Origin of the sequence: Enterococcus sp. HMSC076E04, assembly GCF_001814285.1 — a bacterium.
Taxonomy (GTDB): Bacteria; Bacillota; Bacilli; order Lactobacillales; family Enterococcaceae; genus Enterococcus_B; species Enterococcus_B lactis.
The window spans coordinates 65,130-79,804 of record NZ_KV815616.1 but is presented as its reverse complement, the minus strand read 5'-3'; the positions used below and the strand labels follow the sequence as shown (position 1 = coordinate 79,804).

The 14,675-nt window shown below is 36.2% G+C and carries 16 protein-coding genes and 1 other RNA gene; 5 read left to right on the top strand and 12 right to left on the bottom strand.

Translation table 11 applies throughout. The features are described from left to right. Window positions 1-443: 443 nt before the first annotated feature. Together HMPREF2961_RS10225 and HMPREF2961_RS10220 are read right to left on the bottom strand one after the other, a co-directional pair. On the bottom strand, window positions 444-806 hold the full coding sequence (locus HMPREF2961_RS10225; protein ID WP_002310196.1) for a hypothetical protein: 363 nt from the start codon (window positions 804-806) through the stop codon (window positions 444-446). A gap of 75 nt (window positions 807-881) precedes the next feature. Further along, entirely contained in the window at window positions 882-1,262 is a 381-nt protein-coding gene (locus HMPREF2961_RS10220; protein ID WP_002290989.1) for a CvfD/Ygs/GSP13 family RNA-binding post-transcriptional regulator, read from the bottom strand. Between the two features lie 63 nt (window positions 1,263-1,325). Between HMPREF2961_RS10220 and HMPREF2961_RS10215 the strand changes: the two genes are divergently transcribed. Then, window positions 1,326-2,519, top strand: a complete 1,194-nt coding sequence (locus tag HMPREF2961_RS10215; RefSeq protein ID WP_002315793.1) for a MalY/PatB family protein — start codon at window positions 1,326-1,328, stop codon at window positions 2,517-2,519. 75 nt (window positions 2,520-2,594) lie between these two features. Here the strand turns inward: HMPREF2961_RS10215 and HMPREF2961_RS10210 are convergent, their stop codons facing one another. Next, window positions 2,595-3,179: a peptidylprolyl isomerase gene (locus HMPREF2961_RS10210; RefSeq protein WP_002290993.1), complete on the bottom strand. Its 585-nt coding sequence runs from the start codon at window positions 3,177-3,179 to the stop codon at window positions 2,595-2,597. Window positions 3,180-3,389: 210 nt separating this feature from the next. On the opposite strand from HMPREF2961_RS10210, the gene HMPREF2961_RS10205 reads away from it, so the two are divergent. Beyond that, a complete protein-coding gene (locus HMPREF2961_RS10205) occupies window positions 3,390-4,388 on the top strand; it encodes an NAD(P)/FAD-dependent oxidoreductase (RefSeq protein WP_002315792.1) in 999 nt (332 codons plus the stop codon). Between the two features lie 111 nt (window positions 4,389-4,499). Then, window positions 4,500-5,009 (top strand): phosphatidylglycerophosphatase A family protein, encoded by a 510-nt coding sequence (locus tag HMPREF2961_RS10200; protein WP_002290997.1) that lies wholly within the window; start codon window positions 4,500-4,502, stop codon window positions 5,007-5,009. Between the two features lie 26 nt (window positions 5,010-5,035). Here HMPREF2961_RS10200 and HMPREF2961_RS10195 read toward each other — a convergent pair whose 3' ends face one another. The 6 genes from HMPREF2961_RS10195 to tadA form a co-directional block, all read right to left on the bottom strand. Beyond that, window positions 5,036-5,695, bottom strand: a complete 660-nt coding sequence (locus HMPREF2961_RS10195) for a TIGR01906 family membrane protein (RefSeq protein WP_002310190.1) — start codon at window positions 5,693-5,695, stop codon at window positions 5,036-5,038. Between the two features lies 1 nt (window position 5,696). Then, on the bottom strand, window positions 5,697-6,461 hold the full coding sequence (locus HMPREF2961_RS10190; RefSeq protein ID WP_002290999.1) for a TIGR01457 family HAD-type hydrolase: 765 nt from the start codon (window positions 6,459-6,461) through the stop codon (window positions 5,697-5,699). A gap of 7 nt (window positions 6,462-6,468) precedes the next feature. After that, the gene (locus HMPREF2961_RS10185) at window positions 6,469-7,146 is read right to left on the bottom strand and encodes a YutD family protein (RefSeq protein WP_070704731.1); all 678 of its coding nucleotides are present in this window, start codon (window positions 7,144-7,146) and stop codon (window positions 6,469-6,471) included. Between the two features lie 36 nt (window positions 7,147-7,182). Next, a complete protein-coding gene (locus HMPREF2961_RS10180; protein WP_002291001.1) occupies window positions 7,183-8,568 on the bottom strand; it encodes a bifunctional metallophosphatase/5'-nucleotidase in 1,386 nt (461 codons plus the stop codon). Between the two features lie 223 nt (window positions 8,569-8,791). Next, window positions 8,792-8,876, bottom strand: an RNA gene (gene ffs / locus HMPREF2961_RS10175) — signal recognition particle sRNA small type. Between the two features lie 40 nt (window positions 8,877-8,916). Continuing rightward, window positions 8,917-9,414 (bottom strand): tRNA adenosine(34) deaminase TadA, encoded by a 498-nt coding sequence (gene tadA / locus HMPREF2961_RS10170; protein ID WP_002291003.1) that lies wholly within the window; start codon window positions 9,412-9,414, stop codon window positions 8,917-8,919. Window positions 9,415-9,520: 106 nt separating this feature from the next. Here tadA and HMPREF2961_RS10165 point away from each other — a divergent pair, with 106 nt between their 5' ends. Next, window positions 9,521-10,378, top strand: a complete 858-nt coding sequence (locus tag HMPREF2961_RS10165) for a helix-turn-helix domain-containing protein (RefSeq protein WP_002315790.1) — start codon at window positions 9,521-9,523, stop codon at window positions 10,376-10,378. 80 nt (window positions 10,379-10,458) lie between these two features. Here HMPREF2961_RS10165 and HMPREF2961_RS10160 read toward each other — a convergent pair whose 3' ends face one another. The 3 genes from HMPREF2961_RS10160 to HMPREF2961_RS10150 all read right to left on the bottom strand — a co-directional run bounded on the left by HMPREF2961_RS10160 (window position 10,459) and on the right by HMPREF2961_RS10150 (window position 12,854). Further along, window positions 10,459-10,794, bottom strand: a complete 336-nt coding sequence (locus tag HMPREF2961_RS10160) for a hypothetical protein (protein ID WP_002291007.1) — start codon at window positions 10,792-10,794, stop codon at window positions 10,459-10,461. A gap of 75 nt (window positions 10,795-10,869) precedes the next feature. Further along, window positions 10,870-12,240 (bottom strand): RsmF rRNA methyltransferase first C-terminal domain-containing protein, encoded by a 1,371-nt coding sequence (locus tag HMPREF2961_RS10155; protein WP_070704727.1) that lies wholly within the window; start codon window positions 12,238-12,240, stop codon window positions 10,870-10,872. A gap of 77 nt (window positions 12,241-12,317) precedes the next feature. Further along, a complete protein-coding gene (locus tag HMPREF2961_RS10150) occupies window positions 12,318-12,854 on the bottom strand; it encodes a TetR/AcrR family transcriptional regulator (protein ID WP_025477330.1) in 537 nt (178 codons plus the stop codon). A gap of 319 nt (window positions 12,855-13,173) precedes the next feature. On the opposite strand from HMPREF2961_RS10150, the gene HMPREF2961_RS10145 reads away from it, so the two are divergent. After that, entirely contained in the window at window positions 13,174-14,664 is a 1,491-nt protein-coding gene (locus tag HMPREF2961_RS10145) for a helix-turn-helix domain-containing protein (RefSeq protein ID WP_070704724.1), read from the top strand. Window positions 14,665-14,675: the final 11 nt, after the last annotated feature.

Below are 14,675 nucleotides of genomic sequence, written 5' to 3'. Positions count from 1 at the left end.
GAAATCTTTCAGCAACTCATTTATCATAACTTATTGTTTGTTATTTGTCAAGAACTTTTTTTGAAGTTTTTTTCGATAGAATCGAGCTTCGCAAGTTGTTCTTTTTTAACGACTCAGTTATCTTATCATGTCATTATCAACATGTCAATAACTATTTTTTAAGTTTTTTTCAGAAACGTGATATAACGTCCACTTCCAGAATCAACGCTGTTAAATTTATCATGTATTTCTTCCTCGGTCAACTATAAATTAAGCATTACTTTGTGAAATGATTTTTCGATCAATTATTATTATTCGTTATACAAACGTTTTCTACATATTTTGAAAACAAAATTCACTAAAAAATTATCTATAGCAGAACATTTCAATGTCTTTTCTGGATCAAACAATAAAAAAAGAAGTTTGAAAAAAATTCAAACTTCTTTGTTCGCTTAATCTGTATTTTAGAAGAAAGGCACTCCCTCTACTTCGTAAGTTCCAAGAACAGAGCGCATTTGACCTGGTTCTTCCCAAATATATCCTTCGCCTAATTCTTCTCTTTGATTCTTTTGTTCAGTCTCAAAGACAAACAACGGAACATTTTCCTGATTAATATGTGTATTTGTCAATTCCATCAAACTAATCTTGCTAACATCGATATGAACTATTTCTTTTAAGAAATTAAGTATATTCGCTAAACCAGTCTTCCCTTCAGAAAGTTCCGCTAACGCAAATTCCAACTTGTCATCAATTGAATGGACCAAAAATTTTTTAGAACCATCCTCCAAATGCAACATAATTGTACCAGCAACTCTTTTGCTTGCCAAAATTTCCACCTCGATCACCTTGTTCTATGGCTTACATAAAAATTCTAGCACATTTTCAGAAAAAATACACACTTTTTATTTCTTATTTTCTTTCCGTTCTAATTCAGATAACGCTTCTTCTATCCAAATAGGTAACTGCTCCGCAATAGTAGCAAAACCGATTTTACGATTTTTATTCGTGAAATATCTTTTTCTACGATAAGGAACAGCTGGATTTGTTTTTTCTAATGTTCTTAAAGATAAACTGATTTTTTTGGAATATTCATCAATGTCGATGATCTGAACGGTTACTGGCTGCCCGACTTTTAACAATGAATGGATATTTTTCGTATAACCGGATTGTACTTCCGAAACATGAATAAGTCCTTGCGTCTCATTATCAAGAGAGACGAATGCCCCATAAGGCTGTATCCCTGTTACTTTTCCTTCAATTATTTGTCCAATTTTATAAGTCATCTACTTCCCTCTCTTCGCATTTATCATTATACTGTAAATAGCTCAAAAAAAGAAGCGACGAAAATGACTGGAGGTATTGAGATGATCGAATTTGATAAAAAGATTTCAAGAAAAGATACAGAAAGTGTAAAATGGGACGCGATTGCCGAGACATATCAAATGGATGATTTACTTCCTTTGTGGGTAGCAGATATGGATTTCTTATCTCCCGAGGGGGTAGCTAATGCGTTTAGTGAATACATCAAACACGGAATCTTTGGTTATGCCACTCTGTCTGATAAACTCTATCAGGCTATCATTCATTGGGAACGTCAACGCCATGCTGTTGAGTTGACGAAAGAAAATATTGTTTTTACAAGTGGTGTGTTGACTAGTTTAGCTGCAGCAGTACAAACTTTTACAAAACCAGGTGATTCTATTTTGGTTCACGACCCAGTTTATCCTCCATTTTCCTCTATTATAGAAACAAATCAACGTCACATTGTTCGAAGCTCTTTGCTAGAAAAAAATAATCATTTTGTCATGGACTTTTCTGACATGGAGAAAAAAATAGAAGAAAACAATGTAAAAGCAATGATCTTGTGCAATCCTCATAATCCAGGAGGTCGCGTTTGGAACAAAGAAGAATTGAAACAGTTAAGCGAATTGTGTTTAAAACATCGAGTGTTTCTGTTTAGTGACGAAATCCATCAAGATTTGACTTTATTCGATCATACATTTACTTCCATGCTGACGATTAATCCCGATTTGGACGATTTGCTCATTGCCTTTACTTCTGCAACAAAGACTTTCAATTTAGCTGCAATCAAAAATTCAATGGTATTTATCAAAAATCCAGAGCTGAAAGATAAATTTGAAAAACATCTAGTGATGAATCAACAGCACGAAATCAACACTTTTGGTTTGATTGGGACTCAAGCGGCTTATGAGACCGGTGGAGAATGGTTAAGTCAACTGATTCCTTATCTAGAAAAAAATGTTCAAACAGTTAATCAGTTTTTTGAACAGCATCTTCCGAAAGTGAGAATAATGAACCCTGAAGGAACTTATTTAATGTGGTTGGATTTTACCGCTTATATTTCAGACGACCAGAAATTAGAGAACACTCTAGTGAGAAAAGGAAAAGTCGTATTAAATCCTGGTATCACATTTGGGCCTTCCGGTCATGGACATATGCGCTTGAATATTGCTTGTCCAGAAGAAACTTTACTAGAAGGACTTCATCGAATCAAGCACGCTTTAGAAACAATCGAATAAATCAGTTATCAAAGTAAAAGGACGAGACCTTACTAGGTTTCGTCCTTTTCTATAATTGCTCCGTATCATACCAAACTATTCTGAAATTTCAATTGTTTCTATCACTACATCATGTACAGGGCGGTCTTGTGGACCACGTTGCACATTTGCAATTTCATCTACTGTATCCATTCCTTCCAGTACATGTCCAAAGACTGTATGTCGGAAATCTAACCAAGGGGTTCCGCCACCTTTATACGCTTCAATGATTTCTGATGGGAATCCAGCACCTTCTAATTGTCCAAGCATATTAGCTGGCACATTTGTGTTATTTACAATAAAGAATTGGCTTCCGTTTGTGTTTGGACCTGAATTTGCCATAGATAAAGCTCCGCGAAGGTTGAACAGTTCACGACTGAATTCATCTTCAAAACTTTCTCCATAAATACTTTCTCCACCCATTCCTGTTCCAGTTGGATCGCCGCCTTGAATCATGAAATCAGGAATAACACGGTGAAAAATCACGCCATCATAATAACCTTTTTTGGAAAGTTCAATGAAATTTTGAACCGTCTTCGGTGCTAGTTCAGGGAATAATTGAACAGTAATATCACCACGGTTTGTTTTGATAACAGCTTTTGGTCCTTTTTCACTTTTTAAATCTAGTTGTGGGAATCCCATATTGTTTCCTCCTATTATTTGCATACTTCATAAATAATAATAACATAATACCTAACCTTCCGTAAAAATACTAGATTTGTTTTTCTTTATTTTTTCATCACTGCCTGCATTCCATGAATAAATTCTATGACTGACCATTTCAACTTCAAATATTTTTGAGAAGCATTCTCAATTAAATTCTGCTATAGTGTGAAAAGGGAGGAATTTTTTATGGAAATCTATGACATTACAATTATCGGTGCAGGTCCTGTGGGGATGTTTGCCGCTTTTTATGCAGGAATGCGCCAAGCTAAAACAAAAATCATTGACAGTCTACCTCAACTTGGTGGTCAATTAGCAACATTATATCCTGAAAAATATATTTACGATATCCCAGGTTATCCAGCAATCAAAGCAAGTGAATTAATCGATCAATTAGAAAAACAGTTAACTACTTTTAACCATACATTTCATTTAAAAGAAGAAGTTCTCTCGCTTACTCGTGAAGACGAAGTTATCGAGATCACTACAAATAAAGGCATACATTATTCTAAAGCAGTCATTTTAGCTTTAGGAAATGGTTCATTCCAGCCAAGAAAATTGAATTTAGATAATGCTGAAGCATTCGAAAACCACGGATTGGATTATTTCGTAAATGATTTGATGAAATATGCCGGAAAAAAAGTTGCTATTGCTGGAGGCGGCGATTCTGCTATCGATTGGGCATTGATGTTGGAGCCTATTGCAAGCGAAGTTTACCTGATCCATCGTCGTCCGGAATTCCGTGCGCATGAACATAGCGTATCACGTTTGAAGTCTTCATCTGTCAACTTGCTTACTCCATATCTAATCGATGGATTGTCTGGAAACGATGGAGAACTGTCAGATATCCGCTTAAAAAAAGTGAAGAGCGATGAAACAATTGATTTGATGATTGATGCTCTGATCGTCAATTATGGATTCACTTCTAATTTAGAACATCTCTCTTCTTGGGGACTTGATAGTACCAGAAATGCCATCACTGTAAAATCAGATATGTCTACTTCTATTCCAGGTGTTTATGCAGCTGGTGATATCTGTACCTATGAAGGAAAAGTGAAACTGATTGCTACTGGGCTCGGTGAAGCACCTACCGCAGTGAACAATGCTTTACACTACATTAATCCAAAAGAACGGACTCAGCCTGGTCACAGCACAAGCTTATATGATAAAAATCTTCGTCCTAGTTGATTTTTTAGATTCCTCTGCATTTCACGCGAGATCCGAAAGCAGTTTCTTGCATTTTTTTCATGTTCCGTTAACATGAAATAGAGAAAGAAAAAATAAAGGGGGAGCAATAATATGGTCGTCAAAACTGAGACTTTAGAAGAAAAAGCAAGAGAACTATTGAAGGAACGTGGCGTAACTGTAGAAGATATCGCACAACTTGTCATGTTTTTACAAAAAGACTATATTTCTGATTTGACTTTGGCAGATTGTACTGAAAGTGTCAACAGCGTATTAACAAAACGTGAAGTACATAACGCCATTATCACCGGAATCCAATTAGATATATTAGCAGAAAAGAAAAGATTGATGGATCCGTTGCAACACATTATCGAAGATGACGAAGGTCTTTACGGTATCGATGAGATCTTAGCTTTATCAATCGTGAATGTTTACGGTACGATTGGCTTTACGAACTATGGCTATATCGATAAAGTGAAACCTGGTATTTTAAAAGAACTAAACAGCCACGATGGCGTTCATGTCCATACCTTCTTAGATGATATCGTCGGAGCAATCGCCGCTGCTGCTGCCAGTCGATTAGCACACAAAGAACCAGAAAAAAGAAGTCGACTTACTCAATAAATCAAAAAAAGAAAGAAAACGTCTATTTAGACGAGTTCTTTCTTTTTTGTTTGTTTCAAACTATTTTTCCCTAAGAAAAGAAAAATAGCAAAAAATACTTCTAATACTACAAAGAACAAGATAAAGCTATGCATGAAAAATTCTTCTGGAAGTACATTGATGATTGGATCAGTTACAGGATCGAATAACCAGTCATCGTTGTTGAAAAACGTTTCATGAAAAAGGATAAAAAAGCGATCAAATCCAATCATCATGAAAAAACCGAAAATAACTGGCAGCAACATGCCAATCTGAAACGGACGAATCAATCGCCAAAGACGATCATTCTTTTGCAAATATCTGATAAACAAAATACTTGGGATCAGAGTGATGAAAAATACAGCATAATCCACTAAAAACAAAATTTTCACTTCATAAAAATGATGAGCGCCGCTAGCAGAAACTGGAAAGTCCGGCAAACTGAGGACTGTTTGGAAGGGATTATTAAGATAATTCATCAGGTGATCAAAATTTTTCAGTAATGTCTCTTGGTCTAAAGAAGTATAATCCAAAATATGCAAATGTCCGATATCAAATACATACAGCGGTCGAAAATTGATCGTCACTCCAACTGCCAAACTGATCAGCGTCAGAAACAGGCTGAATAATCCGGCATATTCCAACCACCGCCATCTCGAATTTTTCATATTAGAAGCTCCATTCATCCAATGATCGTTTCACATAGGTAGCTGGGATAGGCAGCCCAGGTACATCTTCTTCTTTTGTGAAACCTGATAAAACGAGCAAAGTATCGATATTATTACGTATCCCTGCTTGGATATCTGTTTCATAGTTATCTCCAACCATGATTACTTCTTCTTTTTGCAGACCTAATACTTCAACGGCTTTATCCATAATGATTGCTTCTGGTTTTCCGATATAAATTGGTGGAGTTTGGGTTGCTGTCTCGACGAAAGAGATGACTGACCCAGCTCCAGGAAGAAGACCTCGTTCTGTAGGTATATTCTTATCCGGATTCGTTCCAATGAAAGTAGCCCCTTTTTGAATAGCAAGAGTTGCTTTGACGACCTTTTCATAGGTCAAATAATTATCTAGCCCTACTACTACATAGTCAGGAACCTCTTCTTCCCATGTAAATCCGGCAGCTAAAATCAAGTCAATCAATCCGGCTTCTCCGATAACATACACTTTTTTTCCTTTTCCATCTGTTTTCATGAAATCAATTGTAGCCAAAGTAGCTGTATAAACTGTTTCTGGTGCTACATGAATGTCAAACTCATCTGCTAGACGATTAGCCACTGTTTCTGGCGACTTAGTCGTGTTATTCGTAACAAATAAGAAAGGCAATTTCCTTTTTTGTAATTCTTCCACAAACCGTTTTCCTGCCGGTATAGGTTCCGTCCCGCGATAAATCGTCCCGTCTAAATCAATTAAATATCCTTTATAATCCATTCATCCACTACTCTTCCCTTTTTCTTATCGTAAATGCTGTTTTTGTTTTTTCCACTTGTTTAGATTGTTCCTGTTTTTTTACTTTTTCAGAGGTTTTTGCTGACTCTGTTTTTCGGTTTTTAATAACCGTTTTTTTGCGATTCGATGTGACTGGTCCTTTTTTCTCATCGATATACGCACGATTATGGTTTTTTTTCTTTTTTCGGCGCTGAGTTGTCTTTTCTTTTTTACCGCCGATTCTTTCGATGACAAAATACGCACAACCAAAATTGCAATATTCGTAAAGATAGTCTTCCAATGAATCAATTCGCTGATCCGGATGCGCCCGTCGATTATCCGCTCGGAAGAATCCTTTTAAACGTAGTTGTTCATAACCCCAATCTCCTACGATATAATCATATCGGGCTAATACATCACTGTATCGTTCTCCCAGTTTTTCTGCATTAAATCCTTCACGATAATCGGACACAAGCCGATAATGTCTTTCGCCTACCAAAAAATTACTGTCATCTAACAGCGTCACTAATTCACCTTTGACTTTTTCTGCTTTCGGCTCCTCGACGATTTCTTCCAAAGCAGCTGTCAATTCTTCTGTGACTGTTTTTTCCTGTTCAGCTGATGATTTTTTCTTAGCAATTTCTGTTTTATGCTCAACGTTCTGCTGTTCATTTTGTTTTGCAGACATGCGTTCACCACCTATCTTTTTTATTATACCTTGTTTTTATTTGATTGGGTAGTGAGCTTTCAAGTAATCTCCTACCACGCTTCGGATAAATTCAGGAAACAAAAATTCATTTTTTCCAACAATTTCGATCGTTGGAAAAAATGGGACAAACATTAGATGATCGACGGTAGTAAAAGTATAATTTTTAGTCGGATCGACTGGCTTGTTCTTCCAAAAGACTTGGTGGTTAACAGAATCATACGTGATTCCATTATAGACCATCTGTCCAAAAATCTTGCCGCGAAATCCCATTCCCTTCATCGGATAGTTACGTAAAAAAAGACGATTTTTTTCTATTTCTAAAACTAAACGAATCAGATCATTTCCACCCAATGTGACATTCAGCAAGTGCATTGGATGTGGCAATGCCGTGTGAAGCTGATCTTGATTGACCCGTCCTTTTGGAATTTCAGTTAAAAACAGACCACTGTTTAATATTGCGGCGTCCGTCTTTCCTCGTTCTTTCACCGCCTCAAGGGCTACTTGGATAAACGAATGCTCACTGAAGATATCTAGGCTTAAAGAAAACGGCAAATCCGCTACTTCTTTTTCTTTTAGCAGCTCATGCCCCTGTTCTAAGTAACCGTTTACCTCTTGTTCATCTTCTGTAAAAGCTGTCATTGTTTCTGTAGGGATGGCTTTGGCCGAATGCTTAAGGATTTTTTTTTCTTCATCGATGGTTAAATGGACTTCTCCCACATACTGACCGTATTTGCCAGCTGCTGCTATTTGGACATCGTTGACTACATGACCTTCTCTGAATAAATGATGGGTGTGCGAACCTAAAATAACATCAATTGCTGGTATTTCTTTTGCAATTTGTAAATCATCTTGAATCCCGAGATGACTCATCAAAACTAAAACATCCACTTGTGGACGTAAATCTTCGACTAATTCCGGCAAAATATCATATGGATTGCGTATGTCCCAGCCATTTGGATTATACGTAAGCGGGAACGGGGCAGTAAATGCAATCAAGCCAATTTTTGTCTGGTGTTTCGTTGTAATGATTTTATACGGTTTCGTCCATATCGGTGGCTGCAACGTATTTTTATCGAACAAGTTATCAAGGATGATATCAAACTCAGCATGATCATATAAATGATTTAGATCTTCTTTGGAATTTCCTACGCCTTCATTGTTTCCTATCGTCGCTGCATCATAACCAACTTCATTCATCAGCAAGATATTCGCCTGTCCATTCGTTGCCTCTGATAATGGATGCCAACGATCCACAAAATCACCTAGATCGACTGTAATCGTTGTTGTATTTTCTTTCTTTTCGTTTTCTCGTTTACGCTGATCTAAGAACCTTCTGATCCTTGGCCAATTTTCTAAATGTGAATGCAGATCATTCGTATGTAAAATCACTATTTTTTCCATGTGTCCTCTCGCCTCTCTTTATCTTCATCATACCACAGGCAGCTTTTTCTTCCATTGAAACAAGCTCCATTTCAGAGCTTTTCCTGCCTAAAAGCAAATTACATAAGTATAATATTCGATAAAATAGTCTGGCTAAAAGAACGAAAAACCATTCAGTTTTATAGCCTAATTATTTCTAGAAATAAAAAAAAAAAAACAGACCCGAAAGTCTGTCGTCGTTTCATTATAATCAGACACATGGCGGAACCTGCTTAGTGCTGCTTCCTTCCAGACCTGACACGCTTCACAAGCCCACCATTGTCCTAGCCTTTCGGCAAAGAATAGTATACCTTATTTTTCATTCGTTGACTAGTCTTTTTTTAATTTCTTTTTTCGCTGACGTAGCTTTCGAAAAAAGTCAGTCAAAATCATCCCGCATTCGTCTTCTAAAATGCCACCTTCTACATACGCTTGATGGTTGAATCGTTCGTCTTCCAAAAGATTCATCAAAGTGCCGGCTGTTCCGCCTTTCGGGTCATATGCACCGAAATAAACTTCTGCTACACGAGACAAAATCATCGCGCCACTGCACATAGGACAAGGTTCCAAGGTAACAAAAAGAGACGCATTTTCTAAGCGCCAACTTCCAACTTTTTCACAGGCTTCCTTGATTGCAAGCATTTCTGCATGTGTAGTAGCATCTTGTGTCGTTTCTCTAAGGTTATATCCTTTTCCAATTACTTCTCCCTCTAATACAACCACTGCTCCAATCGGAACCTCATGGAGCACTTCTGCTTTTTTTGCTTCTGCCAATGCAAGGCGCATCCATTTTTCTTTATCTACTGCATCAAGATTTGTATTAACCAATTATCCTTCCCTGCCTTTGTTTTTTCTTGTTTTACTTTAGCATATGACAAAAAGGCTGTAACTAACTTTTTTTTCTATGGTAAAATAAATACAAGAGGTGAACAAGATGAAAATGAATAAATTACTTGCTCTTTACCCACAAGCACAGAAAAAAAGCTGTCCAGCGTCAGAAGCTGATATCCTTTCTTTTGCAGTTGATGATGCTTTTATTTGGATCAAAAGCGATTCACTATCCCAACAAGAAACTAGTCTTTTGAAAGCGTTATTCCCTATAGTCAGCGATCAAAAAAAACATCCATGGTATCACTATCTTTTTAAAGATGCTTCTTGCATCCAAGAAAAAAGCTTTCGCTTGATCCAGCTTCACGTCGAATCGAAAGGAGAATTCTTAAAAAAAGAATGGCAAGATACTATTTTGGAATTATTTCGCTATTCTGCTGATTTCTTCTTTTATACAGATACTGATGCTCTCTTGATCGAACAAAAAAATTGTGATTATCTTGATGCTGCTGAGATCAATGGTATTTTTCTATCTTTAGATGCTGATTTTGATACGACAACGTCTGTATTCGTTGGTTCTTTTCATTCACCAGGTAGCGACCTTGTCCCTTTGTTTGCTGAAGAAAGAAGAATTTTTTTAACAGAGCAAAACAATCTCTATACTCACAGCCGTACTTTTTCTATGCAAGATGTTGCTTTACATTACTATACAAAAGATGTCATGAAAGATAGTGCGTTGATCAAAAGTTACATAGAACTGATCAAACAAAATGAAATGGAAGAGATCATTCAAGAATTATGGAATGAATTAGGTAATGTCAGCTCTGCTGCAAAAACATTGTTTCTTCATCGGAATACGCTAAAATATCGAATCGAAAAATTTCAAGAACAATCAGGTTTCAATCTAAAAAAAGCCAATGATTTACTGTTTTGCTACCTTTTATTGATTCATGAACATGATTAAAGATAAGTTAAAGGGGTTATGACAAAAATTTTGTCACAACCCCTTATTTCGAATGAATAGTGTTCAAAAGCTAGTTTCTCTTACATCATTTTTTCAACAAAATGCATAAGGCGATCTTTTACGTCTTCGGTTGAGTCTTTGATGGAATCACCGTAAACAGAGATTTTCTTTTTTCCTGATTTTATTTTTGCTAACATCCCCATCAAAGAATCCAAGTCACTATCTGACAGATCATCTACGATTTCCATCAATTTTTCATTTCCATCGAATTTGTCATGGACGAATTTTTTTACTTTTGTCCGAGTAGTCATATGATGGATCTTTTCCATTACTTTTCCCGATACGACGACTGCTGTCGCTACACTGGCAGCGGCTGCTACGCTTAATCCAATTGTTACTTTTGTTGATGTTTTCATAAGTATCAGCTCCTTTTTATCTACTTCAATCATAGCATAGACAAAAAAATAAACGAACTAATCCACTCATCGAAATCAGCGAAATCTTAATCCTTTAGGAAAAAAGTTCTTTACTGTTCCTTTTACTTGTTTACCAAAACCGACAGGTATCTTATCCAATACTAATAAAACCCATCCTTGATCCCCATCACGTTGAAATGTTTCTCCTGCTGTGTAAGATTGCCATTCCTTTTGAGTGATCGACAAACAAGGGATGTTTTCTGTCTTTTTCATAGCAAGTGCTAAGGCATAGCTAGGTTCAAATCGATTCTTTTTGAAATCTCCTAAATGCAAACCTGTACGCATGACTTTCAAACCATCAAGAGAAGGGAGCAACTCAGGAACTTCCCAAAGATGATCGTTGAACACTAAAAGTCTCCCAGTGATTTCATAATGGAAATCCATTGAAAATTCCGTCCAAAGTTTTTCCTGTTCTTTTGTCAATTGTTCTTTCCGTTTCTTACGTACTTTCTTTTCTTTACACGTCGGGTTTTGTCCATGAAAAGTCAACTTTGCGACAAAATGCCCTTCTCCTTGATTTTCATGAGGCCATATACGTACTGTTTTGTCCAAACCATCTACGCTTCCCCATTCAGGACGTCCTGAACTAACGGTTTGAGACAAAGGGATTTCTTCAATTGTTACTGGATAATTTTCTACAAGCCAGCTAATAATCTCTTCATTTTCTTCTGGTGCAAACGTACAAGTAGAGTAGATCAGCTGCCCTTCATGTTTTAGCATCTTTATTGCTGAAGACAAAATCTCTTGCTGACGTTTTTGACAGTGTAGCGGAGATTCTTCTGTCCACTCTTTTACTGCATTCGGGTCTTTTCTGAACATCCCTTCCCCTGAACAAGGCGCATCAACCACGATTCGATCAAAAAAACCGGAAAAATGAGGAACAAGCTCTGCAGGTGCATGATTTGTCACTATTGCGTTCGAAACTCCCCATCGTTCTATATTTTCTGATAGGATCTTCGCGCGTTTCGGAAATATCTCATTTGACACTAATAACCCTTTGCCTCTCATTTGAGCAGCTAATTGGGTCGATTTACCGCCGGGAGCCGCACACAAATCCAACACTTTTTCTCCGGGTTTTGCTGCAGCAACTGTTCCAACGATCATTGCACTTGGTTCTTGGCTATATTCGTACCCAGCTTGATGGAGGAAAGACTTTCCATTCACAGTGCCAAGAAATCCCTCATTGCTGTAGGGAGCGGGTTGCAATTCTTCGCTATGGTAAGTTTGAACCATAGCCAATCCTGCCGGTTTTAGTGGATTCCACCGAAATCCTTTTTTTGCGCTTCCTTGCTCAAGTGCGTAAAAAAATTCAGTTGATTCTTCGCCTAAAAGAAGACGGTATTTTTTGATAAATTGCTGTGGTAACGTTGTAGCTTCCTCCTTCATTCAAATGTTTCGTTAGACATTTTACAATCTTTTTTACGAAAAATAAAGGTGGCTGATCTACTTTTTCATGTTGCTTCCTAAGATAACTGGTCCTTTAAGATACTTTCCAAGTATTCATCCGTCACCTCGTTTTTATCCCAAACAGCGTTCATCGTTTCAAAAAAATCTTGAGAAAAATTATCTGAGCTTAAACTTCCCAATGCATTAAGCCAAAGCAATTCAAGCAACTTTTCTTCTTTGATTTTCGTGTGGCTTTTGATGTATGAGAAAAATGGCCGTTTAAATAGCGAATTCATGTCTAATTCAGATTTTGCAATGATTCCACGGATACTTTCATGGATAGAAAAAAAATCTTTCAGCAAGTAGACTGTGCTTAGAACATCATTGGAATTGCATTCAGCTAAGTATCGTTCAAAGCAAACAGTGATTTCTTCTAATATTTTCTCCTTTAACCCGCTGATCGATTTGAAATGTGTATAAATCGGATATGTAGAGCACCCGCAGAAATCCGCCAGATCTCTTGCAGTAATTGATTTCATTCCATATTCTTCCACATATACCATACTTTTGAACAGCAAGTATTCTTTACTATAATTCGTTACTCTCCCCATTATTCTTACCTCCTTCCCTCTTCAACTACCCTCTAATAAATAACATACAATATTAAAAAAATAGCGAAATAATCACTGATAACCTTCATAATCACTTTAGATATATCCATTAAAAATCAAGTATATTTACTTCTTATACAAGAAAGCCTTGACAAAACATCCTATGAAATAAACAATAGAATAAACAAGGTGATAACAAGATTTAAATAACAATATATACAAACAAAAGGCGTTACTCTGTGAGAATAACACACACTGAAATGACTTTCCACTCACAGTTTTTGTCTAACTATATACAAAAACAGAATAAAAGGAGGCTATTATGTTAATTGAAGCAAGAAAAAAAGAGTTGCTTGTTCTGCACAGGGTCATTCAAAAAAAAAATTGTTCTTTACAGGAATTAGCCAATGAATTGCATATTCCAAAACGAACAATCAAAGAGTTGATTCGGAAAGTAAATTTTTCGCTCAAGCAATTTTTATTGATGGAGGAATTTATTTATTCTAACCATAAAGGAGAGATCTACACCAAAGAAACCGATCAACCTAAAAAGCTAGCTGTTTTTTATAAGTTAAGATTACGCTACCTACAAGAATCCAATCGTTTTAATTATTTAATGTTGCTGATCAATTATCCACAATCTGCTGTACCAAAAAAGTATTTACTTGAACAACTTTATATATCGCCCTCCTATCTCGAAAAGCTGACAAAACAGCTCAATCATTCATTAAATAAATTCCATTTAAGGATCGTATCTGTACAAAACTGCTGTGTTCTTGAAGGAAACGAATTATCTATCCGCCTTTATCTTTATTTTTTTCTTTCAGATACATTCGAAGGAGACGATTGGCCGTTTTCCTCTCTTGAATTAAATACACTAAAAAAGAAAAGTAAGGATGAGCACAGAGAAAAAAATCCAAAACAAGAAAAAAACATCTATTTATTACTTGCTTTATTCATATGTCGTAACAGACAACAGGCACGTTTTTCGAAAATTTCTCCTGAAATTACTGAATTAATGGATTTGTTGCAGCGTACACATGATTATTCAGAATGCTTTACTTCTTTTTCAGCGATTTATCCCTGTGAAGAGGTAGAAACGGAAAGAGCCTACTTCAATTATTTTTTCTATTGTTTTTTTCCAAATCAAATTTCATTCCAACAAAAACAGGTGATTGGTTTCTTATTTTCCACAAGCAAAAACCTTATTTGCCAACAAGTCGATCAATTGATGACTTACTTAACTCAACAGTTTCCTATCAATCATTTGGAAGACAAAAAACCGATCTATTTTTATTTTCTCGTACTAGCAGTTATTCTTTTGGAACTGTTAGGTGAATCTAGCAGTAGCTTTTCTACACTCTGCTTTCCAGAAACTACCTCCAATCAAACAGCTTCTTTTATACAGGAAAAAAAATTAAGAGAAAAAATCGACACAATTTTTTCAAACTCTAGAAAAAAAGTTCAATTAAGTCAATACCTTAGTCAATTGATCCAACACTTATTACAAACAGAAATGAAAGAACAATTACTCATCCACTTGCAGATAACCAAACCATTCACAGGGAATTACCATCTGCAAAGTCATTTACAGAAACTATTTCGCAATGAAGCAATCAAGATTATCGAATATCCTGAACATGCTGATTTGATTATTACAGATCAGCATGAGAAAATATCAGCTGAAACGGAAACTTTCTATCTAGATACAAACCACGATACAGTATTATTCGGTGAGTTGATAAAAGCGATTCAAGAACTGTATATGAAAAAAAGATATGAGAATAAAACAAAGAGCGTGGGACAAAAGTAAAGAACACTTTT